This is a genomic window from Campylobacter sp. TJR-1 (assembly GCF_032840035.1).
GTDB lineage: Bacteria > Campylobacterota > Campylobacteria > Campylobacterales > Campylobacteraceae > Campylobacter > Campylobacter fetus.
In genome coordinates this window covers 133,758-150,597 of record NZ_JAWIZX010000003.1, presented here as the reverse complement: position 1 = coordinate 150,597, position 16,840 = coordinate 133,758, and the positions used below count along the sequence as shown (strand labels likewise).

Sequence of the window (16,840 nt, the reverse complement as noted above, 5' to 3'; positions counted from 1 at the left end):
CTCTTTTTTAAATTTATATACTGCCTTACTTTATATGAAATTCGGTGCGTCATTACTAAATAAAATGAGATCTCCGGCAACAGTGTGATTTGCCAAAAAATCTTGCATTTGCGATCTATCTTTTAACAGCACGACTTCTGGTTTTACAAGAAATTTAGTAAGAGACTTCTCGTTTAAACTATTTGTTATCACGACTATATCAAACACTTCATTTATCTTTTTTGACAGCTCTTCATTTAAGCTACTTTTTCCTTCAACTATACCAGGAGTTAGCAATACCTTCTTTCCGCTATATCTATTTACAAGTTCATAGCTCTCTTTCATCCCTTTTAAATTTCCATTAAAACTATCATCGATGATGATTTTTCCACCAGCTTCAATCCTCTCCAAACGATGTTCCACGCTTTTTATCTTTAAAATAGCATTTTGAAGAGTTTGCTCATTTACTCCAAGTTCCATCGCAAGAAGTATACAAGCACAAAGATTATAAGCGTTAAATCCTCCAAGTAACTTTGAACTAAAATGAAGTTCTTTAGCATTATATAAAATACTAAATTTAACTCCATCTAAATTTGAAACTATATTTTTAACCAAAATATCATAAATTACTATATTTTTATCATAGTTTTTCAAAGTAGAGCTATGTAAAAAAGCTTTTTTAATTCTAGATGAATTAAGGGCTTCAAGCTTTGTAGCGCGAACATTTTCTATGCTTTTAAAATACTCTATATGAGCGTCTCCTATCTCTCCGACTATCACAAAATGAGGCTCTAAAAACTCAGTTATATATTTGATATCTCCTTTTAGTCTAGCACCTGCTTCAGCTATATAAATTTGGGTATTAAAACTTAGGTTTTCATTTATATCTCTTATTATTCCTGATAAAGTATTTACGCTTCTTGGGGTTTTATAAACATTGAAATCATCTTTTAGCATATCATAAAGAAAATTTTTCATACTAGTTTTACCGAAACTAGCAGTTATCAATACGATTTTTAAATTTGAAATGTTATTTATCTTATTTTTAGCCTCTTTTTTAAATTTCAAAGCCAAAATATACTCATAAATAAAGCTAAAACAAAGAGCAAAACCAACACTAAATATAAGCTGTAATACGGCTATCTGTTCAAATTTAAAAAATAAACTAACAACAAAAAATATCAATAAAAAAAGAAAAAATCTCTTAACTCGATTTGTTAAAACCAGTCTTTTATCAAGCCTTTTTTGCCATAAAATAATGGCCACGCCATATAAAATAGATCCGATAAATAAAATTACATAATTTTGAAACATACTTATATACGTCAATGGAATAATAGCGTAATAAAGATGCCACAAAGGTTTAGTATAATGAAATAACACACGCTCAAATTTATAATTATACCATTGCAAAGCAGTGATGATATACAAACCAAAACATAACGTTATAATAAAATTTGAAACTAATTTTAAAGATATTTCAAGCATCGTCATCTCCTGATTCTAAAATACAACCTTGTGTATATGCGTCATCTAAATTTTTACTTTGAGTCTCATGCGCTAAGGATATTTTTATCTTATCGCTTATAAATTTAGAGTGCAATAAAAAGAAAAAGTGGTCACCATTTAGCGGATAAAACTCACTATTTACGATAAGCTTCGATATAGTTTCTCCGCTTTTAAGAGGTGTTGATTTATCATCTTTTCCCCAGAAAATCAATGTCTTAGCCTTGCAATTTGCAAAAATATGTCTAAAATCCTCATCAACAACATTTTTTAGAGTTTCATACATCTCTTTACTCATTCCAGCCACATCTTTTGTCGCAAACAGTTTATAAAATTTACCAAAACCAAATAATTTAATTAGTTTAAAAATCTTTATCTTAAAACGAACTAAAAATGATTTTTTAGTTATTATGCCGGCGCTGCTTAAAAGAACTAGTCTAGGACTATTTAACAAGCTAGCAACCTTGCCGCCAAAACTATGCCCCATGATAAAATCAGGTTTTACGCCTATTAAATTTAAAAATTCAGATACTATAATAGCGTATTTTTTTGTATCTAAAGGATGTTTTAGCGTACTTTTACCAAAACCGGGAAGATCTATGTATATCTGTTTGAAATCATCTAAATGGTTCAAAAAAGCTTTTTTCATAATCTCTTTATTTGCACCCCATCCATGCAAAATCAAGATAGAAATATCTGCATTAGGATTTACAATATCATAATTTATGCTATAAACTCCGCCATTTACCTTTACGTCTTTAATCGCCATTTTCAGCTCTCTCTTTTTTCTGAGTAGTATATATCGCTTCTAGCAAAACTACTGCATCATTTAGTCTTTCGTACTCGTCCATATTTAAAAGTACCGCTTCAAAGCGGTTGTTTTTAACTATAAACGCTCTTTTCATCTCTGCTTTTGCGATTTTAGTAAGTATGGAACTAAAATTTCTCACGACTTCTGTTGCGGTGTATACTTCATTTTTACTAAATGTAGCCATGACAGATCCTTAATGTAGAATTTTATGTAAAATTCTACATAAATTTGGCTTAGAAAGATTTTAAAGTTTTATGCTAGCTTACCTTTATTGCTTGTTATAGAATTAATAAATTTATAGTCTATATCTATATTTTTTGATGGTTTTATAGAATTCGCCAATTTTTCTACAGATGACGTAAAGTCGGTAAATAAATAGTTTGCCATGCTACCGGGATTTGGATTTATCTCATTTAGATAAACTTCATTATCTAAAACAAAAAAATCACATCTTATCAAAGCTCCGTCAAAATTTCCGCCATTATAAATTTTAGCAAAAGCGTCTTTTATCGCTATTTTTAGACTATCGTCTATATCGGCTTCTTTTGCACAGCTACTAGAAAAACTCATATATTTTTGTTCAAAATCTAAAAAATCATTCTTTTTTGGCTCTTCTATAAAAGAGTATATAAAATCATTTTCGGCTTTAAATCCTGCTAAATTAAACTCTCTTATACCTTCTTTAAAAGGCTCTACTAAGATATCTTTATCAAACTCAAATGCCACGTCTAACGCATAATCTAAATTTGAAATATCCCTAACAACGCTCACGCCTATACTACTTCCAAGTCTTGCTGGTTTTAGTATAAAAGGAAGTTCGGTTTTAACTATATCGCCTCTTTTTATCATCTCATAAGGAAGAGATTTTACAGCGCATTTATGAGCTAATAGTTTTGTGAGTTCTTTGTTGAAACTCATCACGCTAGCTTCTAATCTAGGGCCAATAAAAGTTACGTTATAAAACTCAAACATACCGGCTATTTTGCCGTCTTCGCCATCTCTGCCGTGTATTAAATTTATATAGCAATCCACGTTTAGATCATTCATACCAAATATCCCGTGAGCCGCAAAACCACCTTTTTTTAGATGAAGTTTTTTTGAGTTTTTATACTTATGACTGCTAAAAAAATTTGCTCTCATATCGTCACTATTTATAAGATAAAAATCTCCGAATTTATCTACGAAAATAAAACTAAGTTCGCACTTTAAAGCCTTTTTTACCGCTATGGCCGAGACTATGCTTATCTCATGTTCAAAACTCACTCCGCCAAATACTATACCAAATTTCATAACTATCCTTACGCAAGTTTTTTAAGCGCTTCTTTGATAAGAGAAGCAGTATCATTACTAGAACATTCATTTAATACTTTTGAAATTCTATCTCTTTTAAAACCTAAACTTTCTAAAGCCATAAACGCTTCATTTTGATAACTAGGCATAGAATTAATCTCTCCAAACTTAGCATCGCTTAGTTGAGCTATAAGAGTTCTTGCAGTTTTTGGACCTATACCAGGGACTCTTCTTAAAACAGCGTCATCGCCGTTCATAACTGCTATACTAAATTCATCTGGACCCAAGCTGGAACAAACCGCCATAGCCGTTGAAGCACCTATACCGTTTACTTTTAAAAGCATTTCAAATATACGCTGCTCACTCTCTTTTATAAAACCGTAAAGCAAATTCGCATCTTCTCTTATCACTTGAGTTATAAAAAGTTCGACTTTTTCACCTTTTTGCAAGCTTGCACTAGTAAAAAGTGATATGGAAATTCCGTAACTCACTCCGCTAAGAGTTTTTATCCAGACGTTAGTCGGCTCTTTTTTTGTTATTATTCCTTCTATTGCTTTTATCATTGTTATATCTCGTTTGATTTTTTTATTTCGTAGATCTCTTCATCGCCCAAAGTAACGCACTTTAATGTTATAAGCTTCGCCAACTCATTTTCTCTCGTACTATAAGTAATATCTTTTTTTGGTTCAATCAATCTAAATTTAATCTCATTTAGCTCTTTCCACCTATCTTTATTTATAATTTTAGCTTTAAATACCATACTTTGCATACTTTTTAACTCTTCTTTCAAATCGTTTAAAGCAGCTTTTTTACCGTTTAGATCTTTTAGCATACTATTATATTCATAAACTAAAGCTTGAAAATCTTTTAATTTATTTAAAAATGACATGGGAGGCGCTTTGCCTGTGCTTCTTAACTCTTCTATTCTACGTTTTATCGAATTTACCGATTCTCGGTTTGAGTCTATAATATTTTTTTTGCTTTCTAACTCTCTTGGTATAACTAATATATCGGTCTTTAGCTTAGACATAGTTTTAGAGTACTCTTCTAGCTTTCCTTCATAATTTAGTATCTCTCCAGAATCTATGCAAATTCTATTGTTTGTTCCTTTTAGTTCGTCTATTTCTACCAAAGTCGATGCAGTTATACTAGAGTTTGCAAAAAGACGCTTAATATGAACTTCATTTGCTATTATTTCTCCGCCTATAACTGAGTTTATAAATACCTTTTTTGCCCTAACATAACCGCTTTCCAACCTATCTATCTTTGCTTCATCACATATTAATCGCCCTAAATGCACGGATATCTCTGCTGTTTGAGCCTTTATAACTGATTTTGCATGAGTTTGACCACCTATAATAACATCTTTGGATACGATATGCGCGCCTTTAGCTACGTTTCCTTCTACGTTTATAGAAGTTGTTTCTATACTCATGCCAGCACCGACGGCGTCTTTTAAAATATCTTTTTCTTTAATATTGATTTTTACGTCAGATTCTAAGCTAGTTTCTATAGATCCGGTTGTTTTAAAGCTTACTTCATTTATATCAAGCTCATCTTTTATATCATACGTGCCTTTTTCTTCGTTTACGTAACCGTTTTTCTTAGCTATGTATTTTATGCTATCGTCATCTTCTTTTACATCTATATTTTGACTTACGTTAATCTTCTCTTTTATTAGAATTTTTGGCTCATTAACAGAGATAACATCTCCTTTAACATTTCTACCAGCAATTCCGGTTTTAGGCTTTATATATTCTATAATGACTTCGCCTTCCGTAACTCCTTGAACAAATCCTCTATTCGAGTAATTTACCTTGTCGTCTTTATTCTTTTCACTATTTTTTAATTTGCTTTTATAGTAAAATATCATATTATCGTCTACAGCCACTACAGGATCTACTCCAGTGACCACTACAAACGTAAATGCCTTATCGATAATCTCTTTTATACGCAAAATAGACGTTACTTTATTTATCTCTCTAAGCATTATATAGTCTCTTATACCTATCAGTATATTTGCTTTTAATAACTTTTTTTGTATGAAATTTATAAGATCTCGTTCAAATGAAGGATAGTATTTCACGTTTGAATCCTCTTTTATAGAGGCTACTACTTTTGTCATATTTTTATTTGTACCCAATGATACTTTTGGTAACATAGGCTGCTTTTTAACTCGTCTATCAAAAAATTCTACTTTATAATTTTGAGATATAGATAAATTTGGATTCGACATAAACTCGTCATCATCAAACATACGAAGCTCGCTGTCGATAGCGCTTATAAAATCATCTTCGGGTTTTAATTTATACCGCGTATCGACGGAAATTATATTAAAATCAACATTATCAACGCTAACTCCGGCGTTAGAAGCTATAAATTCCATATCTTGATATGGATTTTTCGTATCTACTATTATCGACGGCATTATAACTTCATCAGCCATAAAAATCCTTGGTCTATGATTAATTAATATTTAATTATACATTAAAGCCACTAAATTCTATATAAAAAATAGTCGCAAAACAAAGACTGATTTATAAATACAAATTGACTTAATAATGAAATTATATTATACTACACATTTTAAAATAACATAATTATACTTTTTTAAATTATTAGTATAAAATTAAATTTTAGCTAGGAGTTTTCAAATTTGAAACCAAAACTTATCCTTATAGGAGCATCCACAGGCGGTCCAGGTCATCTTAAAAAGCTACTTTTTGACCTAAACCTTCCTAAAAATACATCAGTAGTGATAGCTCAGCATATGAGTTCTATGTTCATCCATAGTTTTGTTACACAGTTTAATCAAGATATAAATCCGGATGTAGAACTGCTAGATAAAAAAATGCACCTTGAAAACAAAGTGTATATTTGTGAGAAAAATAGCGTAATACTAAACTCACAAACATTAAGTGCAAACATTGATGAAAGCAAAATTGTAACTACTTTTAATCCAAATGTCAATATGCTGTTTAACTCAGCAGTTCCTGTCTGTAAATACGTAAGCGTGATGGCAATATTATTAACCGGTATAGGAGATGATGGCGCTGCAGGGCTTGATAAATTATACAAAGCCGGAGCAAAATGCATAGCCGAAAACGAAGAATCGGCCATAGTATACGGTATGCCAAAACGCGCAAAAGAGTTAAATACAAAATTAGAAACTGCAAACTTACACGATATAAAAATTAAATTAGAGAGATTTATTAATGAGTGAATTTGTATATGATGAAAATGGACTACAAGCGTTAATTAGTCTTATTAAAAAACTATGCGGCAACGATCTAACCAACAAAAAAGATATCATCAAAACCAAAATATCCAACTTTGCCACAAATAAAAATATACCAGATATGGATGCTTTATTAAAAAAAGTTTCTTTTGAATCAAAACTCAGACAAGAGCTTTTAAATTTAATAACCATAAACGAAACATATTTTTACAGAGAGTTAAATCAACTAAACTCTGTTATATACTATGCAAATACTATGGCTTTGAGCGACAACGTAAAGATTTTATGTGCTCCTTGCAGTAGCGGCGAAGAGGTATATTCTTTAGGAATGATCGCAAAAACTATCGGTATAGATAGACAAAGACTAAAAATAGTAGGTATAGATATAAACTCAGAAGTTATCCAAAGGTGCAAAGACGGTATATACAACCAAAGATCTATACAAAACGTAAGCTCAAATCAAAAAAATATGTATTTCAACAAAGTTGATGATATGTACCAAATCAAAAAAGAGCTAATGCCTCAAATGGAGTTTAAAGTAGCAAATATATTTGATGAAAGCTTATTTAAATTAGGAATGTTTGATATAATCTTATCAAGAAATATGATGATATATTTCGATGAAGAGTATAGGCTGATGACTATCGAAAGATTTCATAAGATCCTAAAACCTTTTGGAAGATTATACGTAGGTCACGCCGATCTAGTTCCATACACAGATCTTTATACGAAAATAGTAGATATCGGCTCAAGCTACTATGAGAAGTTATAAAAAATACTTCTCATAGACAAATTTATAATAAAACGCGCCTATAAAAAACATAAATCCCATTATAAATGTTATCATAGCAAGCCCCATGCCGAGTTCATAGGCTACTCCTATGAGTAACGATACGCTAGCAGATACTATAAAATACACCATATCTTTATAAGCTATAACGCGCCCGTAATACTTTTTGTCGCAGTTGTTTTGAAGCATTGTAAATGTAAATGACCAAAGAGTAGATGTACAAAATCCTGCCGCCACCAATCCTATAAGCCCTAAGTAATAATCAAACTGCAAAATTGCCCATAAAGATATACCCAAAAACTCACCGACAAAAAGCCAAATAAGCGTCTTTGTGTTTGTAAATTTACTAAGTGCGATAGGTCCTACCACAAGCGATATAGCTCTAGTCATATTCATAAAACCGATTATCAAAGATACGCTCATTATCTCTTTGTATTTGTAATTTGCCATAAGAGCTATCAGATTATCATACGCAGTTATGCCTACAAAAGAGTGAAGTAGTATAAGATGCATTATAATAGGACTATTTTTTATATATTTTAGACCGTCTTTCATCATCTCAAATGCTTTTTGCGTTCTTGTTTTTACGATATCTGGAATTCTAAGCTTTGTGAGTAAAAACATCCCCAAAATATACAAGCCAAAATCAAATAAAAATGCCTCTTTAATGCCGAAATAATGTATAAAAACTCCGGCTATGCCCATACCTGCAGTATATGATGCGGCCCAGATGATAGAGTGTATCTCATTTACTAGTTTGAGATTTTTTTTGGTCATCAAGCTAGGAAGCAAGCTCATCTCTGTTTGAAAATAAGTCACTCCGGTTCCCATTCTAACAAATATAAGAATAAACAAAAGCGGAAGCAAACTAAGATCATCTATAAAAACTAGCATCAAAACAGTCACTGTTTCTACAAACATAAGAAATATCATCATAGGTTTTGCACTAAATTTATCTATTATTATGCCGTTTATCGGAGCTAAAAAAACATTTGGTATAAACGCCATCGCCGCAGCAAGAGTTACGGCCCACACAGGAGCGTTAAGCTCTATTAAAAGAGTAAAAATTCCGGTATGTGAAAACCACATTCCAAAGTAACAAATAAATTGTATAGAAGTTAAAATCCTAAGATTTGAATTGTATCTTAGGAGTGCGAGATATTTTATCATTTTTGGAGTTTATAGGTATAATAATCTTTAAACTCACCTTCTATTAAATTTTTATCAGCATCTAGTCTATTTAAATTTAAACCGTCTTTTTTAAAGTAAAATGTCTCGTTATCATCGCTAGTAATTATTATAATCTCACCGTCAGTCTTATATAAACCGCTTTGAGTAAAAGTTTGGTTTATATCTTTTACATAGGTATCAGACAAGATAAAACTTCCGTTGCTATCTAGCTGCAAAATGGACTTTATCTCACTACAATCAGCGCAAGGGAGCGTAGTTTCAAATGTTTTTCGGTCGTTAGTAGGCTGATTTGCCGATCCGCAACCAACAAAAATAGTAAATGCCACTATGGACAAAATCATATTTTTCATTTTAACTCCTTATTTTTTGAAACGCAATTATATCCAATATTTTATAAATTTGCTCACGTATATATATAAAATTTAATTATATTTTATAATGTTAGATATTAAAATAATCGATATTTTTAAGCCATCTTTTTGCAAATTATGATAAAATTTAGCCCAAAAAAAGGATAAATTTTGAACAGAATAAACAAAAAAGAAGCTCTAAATTTGATAAAAAACGCAGATCTAAACGAACTTGGAAAACTAGCATTTGACAAAAAACTAAAACTGCATCCAGACAAAATCACAACTTTTATAGTCGATAGAAATATAAATTATACAAATACGTGCTGGGTAGATTGTAAATTTTGTGCGTTTTATCGCCACGTAAATGAAGATGAAGCATATATACTTAGCTTTGATGAGATAGATCAAAAGATAGAAGAACTAATCGCCATAGGCGGCACTCAGATACTATTTCAAGGAGGCGTTCATCCAAAACTAAAGATCGAATGGTACGAAAACTTAGTAGAGCACATAGCAAAAAAATATCCGGATATAGATATACACGGATTTTCTGCAGTTGAGATAGACTATATAGCAAAAATTTCCAAAATTTCCACTTTAGAAGTGTTAAAAAGACTACAAGCAAAAGGACTCTATAGCATACCAGGAGCCGGAGCGGAGATACTAAGTGATAGAGTAAGAGATATAATAGCCCCTAAAAAGTGCAGTACTCAAACATGGCTAGATATCCATAAGCAAGCTCACGACATAGGTATGAAAACTACCGCCACTATGATGTTTGGTACGGTTGAAACAGATGAGGAAATAGTAGAACATTGGGATAAAATACGAAGTCTACAAGATCAAACAGGCGGATTTAGAGCCTTTATATTATGGAGTTTTCAGTCTGAAAATACGAAACTAAAATCGGAATATCCTACTATAAAAAAACAATCTCCGAATCGTTACTTAAGACTTCTAGCAGTTTCAAGACTATTTTTAGATAATTTCAAAAACATACAAAGCAGTTGGGTAACGCAAGGCAGCTATATAGGACAATTAGCACTTAAATTCGGAGCAAACGATCTAGGAAGTACTATGATGGAAGAAAACGTAGTAAAAGCCGCCGGAGCAAGCTTTAGAATGAGTCAAAATGAGATGATAGAACTTATCAAAGATATAGGCGAATTTCCTGCTAAAAGAAACACTAACTATGATATTTTAGAGCGCTTTTAAGCTCTAAATATTATTTCTCATAAATATTATATTTTTGAATTTAAAATATCTTAACTAAAAAACAAAATTTCATATGAACTATACGACATACTAATTTATACTCGGTGGATGGTTGAAAGGTGATGTATTAACTAGTGAAAATATTGACCTATTAAAAAGCAATGATACTTAAAAATGTATTTAAGAATAATGAGAAATTAATTCTAGATGGATTTAATATACCGCCATTAAAGATAAATTAGAAATCTAGTACAAAAACGATTCACTTAAAAACAATCAGAATCTAAAACTACTAAATAACAACGAAGCTTACTATAAAATATTAGAACGGTTGAAAATACTTTTTTTAGATAAATATACGAATATTAGAACAAATAAATGTTAATTAGATATAAAAGAGAGATTTATAAAAATAAAGAAAAGTTAAACGAGGCTAAGAGTAACTGCAGATTATAATATAGACGGCTATACGTATGGTGGAAGTATCTTTTAAAACTCCAAAATGCTATCTTTAGGAGATATCGAAAAAGAGAAACCAAACGAGTTATTACAACAAGTATCTACTGATAATGAAAGAGCTAGTATTTTATAGATTTTTATAATATTAATGCTAAATGAAGTAAAAAGATTGAAGTAGATATATTACCATCAAGATATCAGGAATATTAAATTTAAAAGCAGAAAATGGGGGTATAGTTTTAGACACGAACTCAGCCACCGTATAAAAACAATAACTTAAATTTTATAGTTATAAAAAATATAGATAAAATATAAAATAATAAAAAAAGTGTGTTTTTGATAGAGTAAATTTAAAAAGCCCCACATAATGCAGGGCTTTTTAGAACAAAGAACTATTCTATTTTTCCGCTTTTGATACGAGCGTCATAGATAGTACGAAGTTTCTTAATGTCTTGTTGTACTTCAAATACTCCATGCCAGTGAGCATAGTCAGGAGCGCCCATCACAGCACCCATTCTCATACGACGACCTTGATGATGCCATAAATAGTAGTAAGTTATTTGGAACTCATCAGACCATTCGTCTTTCTTGAGAAGACCTTTGGCTTTCAAGTCATCAAGCATTTTTTTAGCTTCTGTGTGATAAGTATTGTAAAGTTCAACATGGTTATCAGCACTTACAAAGAATGAATCAGTTGCTTTTGAAGAGTGGCAAGATTTACATACTTGTTTCATCTCGGTTCTAGCAGCTTCTGGTCCATTTATATTTCCAGCTAGTGGTGTTCCTATGCTTATTTTACCTTCTTTAGCATAAGTTTCAGCAGCTGTGTCATATCCGCCTGTTCTTAGGTTGCTATGTGGAGCCCATAGATTCCATTTTAGACGTACGCTAACATTGTGAGTAGTGTTTAGATCACCTATTCCACTCATATGACAAGTAGCACAAGTCGGAGCTCTATAGTCCGGAACATCCCAAGTATCTGGGGCACTATCCCATTTCCATGTATTACCCTCAGCATTGAAGATCTTTCCGTGCATTGAGTTGTTGTAAATCTCAATGTTTGGATGATCAGGTCCAAGGTGGCAAGATGCACAAGCAGATGGTTTTCTAGCTTCAGTCATATCAAATTTATGGCTAGAGTGGCAAGATTTACAACTACCTACGCTACCATCAGGATAAGCATTACCGATACCATAGTTTGGCCAGCCTTTTCCAGGAAGCGGATAACCCTCTTTATCAAGTTTAATTTCCATACCGTGGCATTGTATACAACCAGTAGAAGCAGGAGCATCTTTTAGATTCTCATTTCCTGCGTAAAATGGTGCATCATTTTCATATGGTTTACCATTAGCTTCATAGTGATACATAAGTTCAACCATACCTTTTTTAGCAAACATTTGAACTCCGCCTCTTGCGTGACCGCTTTGTTGGAATTGTTCAACTTCTTTAGCGTGACATTTAGCACAAGTTTTTGGGCTGACCAAAATACTTACGTGATTACCACTATCTTTTGGGTGCTCTTTTTTGATAGCCATAGGACTATCGGCAGGAACCGCGTGACAATCCACGCAACTTACAGCAGCGTGAGCATGGCGAGAACTTTTCCAGTCATTTACGATACCTGGAGTTTTGTCTTTATGACACTCGATACATTTAACAGCCAATGGGCTTAAATTTCTATCAACCTTCATTGTCTTTGTAAGATTGATATTTCCAACGCTATCAGCAAAACCGATAGCGGCGATACAGGTTAATGCTAAAATAAATTTTTTAAGCATTTCTCATCTCCTTACTTTGTAATATTGAAATCACCAAATTTAGCTTTAAGGTGAAAACCAAGATTTTTATGTCCGACATGCTCGTGACATTCGACACAGGTTTTATTTATATTTTTGGCAAAATAATCACGGTGCGGTAAAAATGACTTCATATTTTGTGAAGAAACATTTTTTATATCACCATGACAGTGCATACAGCCACTGTCATACACATATCTTTTAGACTCTTTTCTTCTTGTTTCCCAATCAAATTTTTCAGGACTTCCAAAGAGTGTAATGGCACCTTCAACCATACCATTAACAGCCTTTTGATACGTATATTTGACTATATTGTCATGCGGTAAGTGACAAGTAACACACTCTGCTTTAAATCCAACTTTGTTATTTCCTCCATGAATATCGTTCTTATACGAACTAACCATAGGTTCCATAACATGACAGGACGTGCAAAACTTATCTCCACCAGTCACATACATAAACTGTGCTATACCAAGAGCAAATACAAGACCAACTAAGCCACCTATAATAAAGATAGCTATAGTAAAAAGCTTTGTCTTTCTCAACTCCACTCCCTCCCTAGAAAATTGCTTTTCTACGATTTAGAATGTTATTCTAACATATTTTTAATATATATACAACGACTTTCGTCAAGTTTTTTGGGGTTTTTATAAATTTATGTAAATTAGTAACACTAAATATTAAATAAGCTTATAAGCTTTTCATTATCTTTAAAGGTTAAATTTAGATTATCATCTAATTTTATAATGCCTTGTTGCTTAAACTGGCTTATAGTTCTAGATAAAGTTTCTGGAGCTATATTTAGTATAGACGCTATCTGAGTATGTTTGATAGTGGAAAATAGATCAGGATTTTCTACTATAAATTTCGCTACCTTAGCATCGCTTTTCAAAGTTAGTTCATTTTGCAATACACCATTCATAATCCTAAGTTTTTGCGAAAGAGATTTTAAAAGTTCAAAGCAAATAGACGGATTCGATAAGAAATCTGTTTTAAATTTATTATAATTTATACGTAGAACCTCGGCGTTGTTTAAAAATACTCCGCTTGCCGGATATGGGATATTTTCAAAATTTACAAGCTCGGCAACTAAGGATATAGGACGAAGCGTATGTAAAAATATCTCTTTTCCTTTTGGAGTGCTTTTATAAATTTTAATAGTACCTTTTACAAGCACATTAAACCATTGTGGTTCATCTCCTTCCATAAACAAAAATTCATCTTTTTTATAGCTTTTTATCACAGATATATTTTCAAGTCTTTTTAAATCCTCATCATTCAAACCGCTAAAAAATGGAATTTCTTTTATCAACATATCATTTATCCTTCATCAAAAATCAAAAAGAGTACGCTCGGTTTTGGTCTCATTTAGACTACTTTCAAGCTCATGAAAATCAGAAAATACAAGTGCGTATTTAAAATCGCTCATCATTTTTAAATCATTTAAACTCTCAAAACAAAAATCTGCCATATCTCTAAGACGATGATTGATAGGGGTACATATAAACGTATTTTCAAATTTAGACTTTAAAAACTTAGCTTCTGTTATAAAAAGCTCTTCATTATTTTCGCATATAAACGCTCTATAACTAGCTCCAAATGGCTTGATATTTAAAAATCTATCTACAAAAATGGCTCTAAAATGGTTAAACTCACGAAAATCTTTTATATTGAAATTTAGATTATAATCATAAAAAAACTGCATAACTTTAGCCAAATCACTAGCAAAAATAGACGGAAAATTCAAATTTTCATAGTATGTATCAAGAAACATTATGCTAGTATAAAAAATAGAGTGAGAATGTATCAAAGAGAAATTTTGACTATCTTTTATAGCTGTTTTTTCAAAAATTCTATTTAGTAAAATCTCGTCTTTGCTTAAAAATATGTCATTATGTGCGGCATTTATTATTTTTGTTAAAATCTCATTTAGGTTAGAACTTATCAAGCTTATTTTTTTAGGCAAGCTCAAGCAGCTAAATATAGCGTTTTGAGCAACATTTAAATGAAAAAATTTAAGCTCTTTTTGTGTAGCTATAAAACGAGCTAAACGAAGCACGCTAGAAGCTAAATTATCAACCTTTATTATAGCTATCTCATCATCATATATTTCTAAGTTTAAATCGGTTATAAGAGCGTAAGCTCCGTTTTGTATAGCCAAAATAGCATCATCTCTAGTGGCATTCAAAGCTATAAAAGCAAAACCATTTTTTACATCATCGGCTTCTAAGCAAAATCCACTCACCATACTTATTTTTGGGTTATTTTGCAGCTCTCCATCAACAAGACGAGTTAGATTTTCTATACGCATTATCCGACTAAACTTCCGTTTTTTACAGGCGCCAAAGTGCTAAGAAGTACTAATTTACCATCTTCTGCGCTAAGTATCATGCCTTCGCTTAAATGTTTAAATATCTTAGCTGGTTTTAAATTTGCCAAAACGCAAACTTGTTTTCCTATCAGATCTTTTGGATCGTAAAATTTAGCGATACCGCTTATGATCTGACGCGGATTAGCTTCGCCAAGATCGATTTTAAATTTTAAAAGTTTATCGCTACCATCAATATTATTACACTCTAAGATAGTTCCTACTTTTATCACACATTTTTTAAAGTCGTCTATTTTTATCTCACTGTCTTTTGAAACATTCTCTTCTTTGATTGCACTGCTCATATCAGGAACAGCCATAAGCTCGGATTCTACTTTAGTAAAAAGAGGTTCCGTGCTGCTTGATTTTAAATTTAAAAGCTCATTTTTCAAAATAATATCGTTATAAGTCTTAGTATTTATCTCAAAGCCCAAAGTTTTAGCTATTTTATCACTACTTTTTGGCATAGCCGGACTTAATAAAACAGCTACTTTTGCAAGTAAATTTGCTACTAAAGCGACTAAAGCGTTTGCTTCGTCTGTTTTACCCTCTTTTATCAAATTCCAAGGTTCATACTTTGCTACACTTGCGTTTGCTAGACTTAAAACTTTCCAAAGCTCCTCCAAATAACGATTTGTAGCTACTTCGTTTATAGCTTCTATAGCTTGATCAAGATGAGTTTTAGCAGATTCTAACTCATTTAAATAAAGCTTAGTTACGTTTTGGCTATTTATCTCATAATTTGAGTATTTAGAGCTCATTCCTACTATACGGCTCAGTAAATTTCCTAAATCATTACTAAGTTCGCTATTTATACGATCAATAAGAGCTTTTTGCGAAAAATCACCGTCTTGACCAAACGGTACTTCGCGAAGCAAAAAATACCTAAAAGCCTCAAGTCCGTAAGCATTTGCCACGGCTCTTGGATCTACTACATTTCCTATACTTTTACTCATTTTCTTACCATCTCTTGTCCACCAACCGTGAGCTGCCACGCTAGTAGGAAGAGGAAGTTCTAAACTCATCAAAAACGCAGGCCAATAAACGGCATGAAATCTTAAGATATCTTTTCCAACTAAATGCATCGTATCGTTCCAATAATCCATTCTTTTGTTATCGGTAGTATAGCCAAGCGCCGAAAGATAGTTTATAAGCGCGTCTAGCCACACGTACATAACATGACGCGGCTCATTTAAACTACTAGGAAGCTTCACTCCCCATTCAAAACTGGTTCTAGTGATAGATAGATCTTTTAAACCGCCTTTTACAAAGCTTATAACCTCATTTTTCTTGCCTTTTGGAAGTATACAATTGCCCTTCTCATACCATTTTAATAACTTATCTTGATAGTCCGAGAGTTTGAAAAAATAACTCTCTTCTTTGACGATTCTTGTTTTTTTACCACAATCCTGACAAAACTCATCATCTATCAGCTGATTTTGCGGAAAAAACGTCTCACAACTAACGCAGTAATTTCCTTCATATTCGCCTTTATATATATCACCTTTTTCATACATTTTTAAAAATACATTTTGCACGGTAAATTTATGGTAGTCATCGGTAGTTCTTATAAAATGATCATAACTAATCTCAAACTCATCCCAAAGAGATCTAAACTTAGCGCTTACTTCATCGGCGTACTCTTTAGGTGTTTTACAGTGTGCTTTAGCAGCCTCTTCTATCTTTTGACCATGCTCATCGGTTCCTGTTAAAAAAAACGTATCATATCCTACTAGACGGTAATACCTAGCCATGGTATCGGCTATAATAGTTGTGTACGCGTGACCTATATGAGGCACGTCATTTACATAATAAATCGGTGTTGTTATAAATTTTTTCATCTA

Annotated in this window: 16 protein-coding genes; 3 read left to right on the top strand and 13 right to left on the bottom strand. The window is 32.1% G+C overall.

The window, feature by feature from the left end:
- Positions 1 to 30: 30 nt before the first annotated feature.
- The 6 genes from RVY88_RS04100 to RVY88_RS04075 form a co-directional block, all read right to left on the bottom strand.
- Positions 31 to 1,467 (bottom strand): Mur ligase family protein, encoded by a 1,437-nt coding sequence (locus tag RVY88_RS04100; RefSeq protein WP_162167150.1) that lies wholly within the window; start codon positions 1,465 to 1,467, stop codon positions 31 to 33.
- Complete coding sequence (locus tag RVY88_RS04095; RefSeq protein ID WP_011731964.1) at positions 1,460 to 2,254, bottom strand: alpha/beta fold hydrolase; 795 nt, start codon at positions 2,252 to 2,254, stop codon at positions 1,460 to 1,462. Before RVY88_RS04095 ends, RVY88_RS04100 begins: the two co-directional genes overlap by 8 nt.
- Positions 2,244 to 2,480 (bottom strand): prevent-host-death protein, encoded by a 237-nt coding sequence (locus RVY88_RS04090; RefSeq protein WP_002849263.1) that lies wholly within the window; start codon positions 2,478 to 2,480, stop codon positions 2,244 to 2,246. The genes RVY88_RS04095 and RVY88_RS04090 overlap by 11 nt, the downstream gene beginning before the upstream one ends.
- Before the next feature lie 68 nt (positions 2,481 to 2,548).
- Positions 2,549 to 3,586, bottom strand: a complete 1,038-nt coding sequence (locus RVY88_RS04085) for a D-alanine--D-alanine ligase (RefSeq protein ID WP_038453327.1) — start codon at positions 3,584 to 3,586, stop codon at positions 2,549 to 2,551.
- Between the two features lie 8 nt (positions 3,587 to 3,594).
- On the bottom strand, positions 3,595 to 4,149 hold the full coding sequence (ruvA, locus tag RVY88_RS04080; RefSeq protein ID WP_002849261.1) for a Holliday junction branch migration protein RuvA: 555 nt from the start codon (positions 4,147 to 4,149) through the stop codon (positions 3,595 to 3,597).
- Positions 4,150 to 4,151: 2 nt separating this feature from the next.
- Complete coding sequence (locus RVY88_RS04075; RefSeq protein WP_162167149.1) at positions 4,152 to 6,032, bottom strand: flagellar assembly protein A; 1,881 nt, start codon at positions 6,030 to 6,032, stop codon at positions 4,152 to 4,154.
- A 210-nt stretch (positions 6,033 to 6,242) separates the two neighbouring features.
- On the opposite strand from RVY88_RS04075, the gene RVY88_RS04070 reads away from it, so the two are divergent.
- Complete coding sequence (locus RVY88_RS04070) at positions 6,243 to 6,809, top strand: CheB methylesterase domain-containing protein (RefSeq protein WP_002849259.1); 567 nt, start codon at positions 6,243 to 6,245, stop codon at positions 6,807 to 6,809.
- Complete coding sequence (locus tag RVY88_RS04065) at positions 6,802 to 7,596, top strand: CheR family methyltransferase (protein ID WP_002849258.1); 795 nt, start codon at positions 6,802 to 6,804, stop codon at positions 7,594 to 7,596. Before RVY88_RS04070 ends, RVY88_RS04065 begins: the two co-directional genes overlap by 8 nt.
- On the opposite strand, the gene RVY88_RS04060 is transcribed toward RVY88_RS04065, so the two are convergent.
- Positions 7,591 to 8,781, bottom strand: coding sequence for an MFS transporter (locus RVY88_RS04060; RefSeq protein ID WP_238389006.1), 1,191 nt, complete (start codon positions 8,779 to 8,781; stop codon positions 7,591 to 7,593). The genes RVY88_RS04065 and RVY88_RS04060 overlap by 6 nt on opposite strands.
- The gene (locus tag RVY88_RS04055) at positions 8,781 to 9,155 is read right to left on the bottom strand and encodes a copper resistance protein NlpE (RefSeq protein ID WP_038453321.1); all 375 of its coding nucleotides are present in this window, start codon (positions 9,153 to 9,155) and stop codon (positions 8,781 to 8,783) included. The genes RVY88_RS04060 and RVY88_RS04055 overlap by 1 nt, the downstream gene beginning before the upstream one ends.
- Positions 9,156 to 9,326: 171 nt before the next feature.
- Here RVY88_RS04055 and RVY88_RS04050 point away from each other — a divergent pair, with 171 nt between their 5' ends.
- Positions 9,327 to 10,373 (top strand): dehypoxanthine futalosine cyclase, encoded by a 1,047-nt coding sequence (locus RVY88_RS04050; protein ID WP_011731961.1) that lies wholly within the window; start codon positions 9,327 to 9,329, stop codon positions 10,371 to 10,373.
- 851 nt (positions 10,374 to 11,224) lie between these two features.
- Here RVY88_RS04050 and RVY88_RS04045 read toward each other — a convergent pair.
- The 5 genes from RVY88_RS04045 to metG form a co-directional block, all read right to left on the bottom strand.
- Positions 11,225 to 12,610: a multiheme c-type cytochrome gene (locus tag RVY88_RS04045; RefSeq protein ID WP_002849252.1), complete on the bottom strand. Its 1,386-nt coding sequence runs from the start codon at positions 12,608 to 12,610 to the stop codon at positions 11,225 to 11,227.
- Between the two features lie 11 nt (positions 12,611 to 12,621).
- The gene (locus RVY88_RS04040; protein WP_223261866.1) at positions 12,622 to 13,179 is read right to left on the bottom strand and encodes a cytochrome c3 family protein; all 558 of its coding nucleotides are present in this window, start codon (positions 13,177 to 13,179) and stop codon (positions 12,622 to 12,624) included.
- 122 nt (positions 13,180 to 13,301) lie between these two features.
- Complete coding sequence (locus RVY88_RS04035) at positions 13,302 to 13,943, bottom strand: Crp/Fnr family transcriptional regulator (protein WP_002849248.1); 642 nt, start codon at positions 13,941 to 13,943, stop codon at positions 13,302 to 13,304.
- Positions 13,944 to 13,958: 15 nt separating this feature from the next.
- Positions 13,959 to 14,939 carry a hypothetical protein gene (locus RVY88_RS04030; RefSeq protein ID WP_002849246.1) on the bottom strand — a complete coding sequence of 327 codons (981 nt, stop codon included), beginning with the start codon at positions 14,937 to 14,939 and terminating at the stop codon, positions 13,959 to 13,961.
- Positions 14,939 to 16,837, bottom strand: coding sequence for a methionine--tRNA ligase (gene metG / locus RVY88_RS04025; RefSeq protein WP_162167147.1), 1,899 nt, complete (start codon positions 16,835 to 16,837; stop codon positions 14,939 to 14,941). The genes RVY88_RS04030 and metG overlap by 1 nt, the downstream gene beginning before the upstream one ends.
- Positions 16,838 to 16,840: the final 3 nt, after the last annotated feature.

Bases quoted from the DNA above. Each gene is read 5' to 3' on its own strand.
- RVY88_RS04100 (WP_162167150.1), bottom strand. From the start codon at position 1,467: ATGCTTGAAATATCTTTAAAATTAGTTTCAAATTTTATTATAACGTTA.
- RVY88_RS04095 (WP_011731964.1), bottom strand. From the start codon at position 2,254: ATGGCGATTAAAGACGTAAAGGTAAATGGCGGAGTTTATAGCATAAAT.
- RVY88_RS04090 (WP_002849263.1), bottom strand. From the start codon at position 2,480: ATGGCTACATTTAGTAAAAATGAAGTATACACCGCAACAGAAGTCGTG.
- RVY88_RS04085 (WP_038453327.1), bottom strand. From the start codon at position 3,586: ATGAAATTTGGTATAGTATTTGGCGGAGTGAGTTTTGAACATGAGATA.
- ruvA (WP_002849261.1), bottom strand. From the start codon at position 4,149: ATGATAAAAGCAATAGAAGGAATAATAACAAAAAAAGAGCCGACTAAC.
- RVY88_RS04075 (WP_162167149.1), bottom strand. From the start codon at position 6,032: ATGGCTGATGAAGTTATAATGCCGTCGATAATAGTAGATACGAAAAAT.
- RVY88_RS04065 (WP_002849258.1), top strand. From the start codon at position 6,802: ATGAGTGAATTTGTATATGATGAAAATGGACTACAAGCGTTAATTAGT.
- RVY88_RS04055 (WP_038453321.1), bottom strand. From the start codon at position 9,155: ATGAAAAATATGATTTTGTCCATAGTGGCATTTACTATTTTTGTTGGT.
- RVY88_RS04045 (WP_002849252.1), bottom strand. From the start codon at position 12,610: ATGCTTAAAAAATTTATTTTAGCATTAACCTGTATCGCCGCTATCGGT.
- RVY88_RS04035 (WP_002849248.1), bottom strand. From the start codon at position 13,943: ATGTTGATAAAAGAAATTCCATTTTTTAGCGGTTTGAATGATGAGGAT.
- RVY88_RS04030 (WP_002849246.1), bottom strand. From the start codon at position 14,939: ATGCGTATAGAAAATCTAACTCGTCTTGTTGATGGAGAGCTGCAAAAT.
- metG (WP_162167147.1), bottom strand. From the start codon at position 16,837: ATGAAAAAATTTATAACAACACCGATTTATTATGTAAATGACGTGCCT.